1 protein-coding gene is annotated in these 1,530 nt (G+C 34.3%); it reads left to right on the top strand.

Features of this window, described 5'->3' with window-relative positions:
* Positions 1-58 precede the first annotated feature (58 nt).
* A protein-coding gene (locus BUA79_RS12320; RefSeq protein WP_242941701.1) for an IS3 family transposase occupies positions 59-1,467 on the top strand; the annotation gives its coding sequence in 2 pieces (ribosomal slippage) (positions 59-536 and positions 536-1,467; 1,410 coding nt in all).
* The last annotated feature ends 63 nt before the right edge of the window (positions 1,468-1,530 follow it).

Below are 1,530 nucleotides of genomic sequence, written 5' to 3'. Positions count from 1 at the left end.
TGAACTGACCCCCATAAGTTAGACCTAAAAATCTAACTTATGGGAGGTCAGTTTTTTTATGGCAAAATATAGTTTTGAATTTAAAAAGCAAATTGTTACAGATTATCAAAATGGCAAAGGTGGTTACTGTTTTCTAGCAGAAAAATATCATATTAAGAATAATGAACAAGTTCGAAAGTGGATTAAGGCTTATCAGACTTTTGGCGATGAAGGATTAATGCGTTCTAGAAAAAATGAAAGTTACTCTTTTGAATTTAAGCTTCATGTAGTAGAGTTATATCTAACAACAGAAATTTCATATCAGGAATTAGCTTTATCTGTCGGAATTAATAATCCACCACTAATTGCTAAGTGGGTAAATGATTTCAGAATTGCTGGTCCTGATGTTTTGAGACCAAAGCGCAAAGGACGGCGACGAACAGTGGATAAATCTAAAGATATAACACCAGACATACCAACTACATCAAATGTTAATACTGAATACATCAAACAACTAGAAGATGAATTATTAAAACTAAAAATAGAGAATGCCTATTTAAAAGAACTGAGGAGGCTGCGTTTAGAGGGAACACCTCAGAACAAAAAGCGAGAATCATCCACAGCCTCCGAGGATCCTTCAAACTAAAAGACATTCTCGCAATTACAGGTTTTCCTAAAGCAACATATATGTATTGGCAGAAGCGTTTTGATAGAGAAAATCCAGATCAGGAATTAGAACAAAAGATTCTTGAAATCCGAAAGGATAATAAAGATTTTGGCTATCGTCGTATTTATGGCGAATTAAGGAAACAAAACATGCCCGTAAATAAAAAACGAGTTCAACGTATTATTCAAAAGTTAGGACTGCAAGTCAGATCATTTACTAGAAAAAGCCGCAAATACAGTTCATACAAAGGCAAGGTTGGGAAGGTTGCACCTAACAAGGTTCATAGACGTTTTGATACTCACATTCCGCACCAAAAAATCACCACAGATACATCTGAGTTTAAATATTATGAAATAGATGCTAAAGGAAGAATGATTATTAAGAAACTATACTTGGATCCATTTATGGATTTGTGGAATAGGGAAATAATTAGTTATGGCATCTCAAGGCGTCCATCTGCCGAAAACATAATGAAAGCATTAAATGAATCTCTAGAAATCACAAGTGATTGTCAATACAGACGTACCTTTCACTCGGATCAAGGTTGGGCTTATCAGATGAATGCATATGTTTATACACTTAAAGAAAATAGAGTTTTTCAGAGTATGTCCAGAAAAGGAAATTGTCACGATAATTCTGTAATGGAAAACTTCTTTGGAATCATGAAACAGGAAATGTATTATGGTGCAGTTTTTTACAGCTACGAAGAATTGAAAGAGACGATAGAAAAATACATAAAATATTATAACGAACAAAGAATCAAGGAGAAACTAGGATGGATGAGTCCAGTAGAATACAGACTCAACCTCTTGGCTGCATAAAGAAATAGCGTAGCAGCTAAAAAGCTACTACGCTATAAAGTCTAACTTATTGGGGTCACATCA

Origin of the sequence: Parasporobacterium paucivorans DSM 15970, from assembly GCF_900141895.1 — a bacterium.
Classification (GTDB): domain Bacteria; phylum Bacillota; class Clostridia; order Lachnospirales; family Lachnospiraceae; genus Parasporobacterium; species Parasporobacterium paucivorans.
This window is presented reverse-complemented; position numbering and strand designations above follow the sequence as displayed.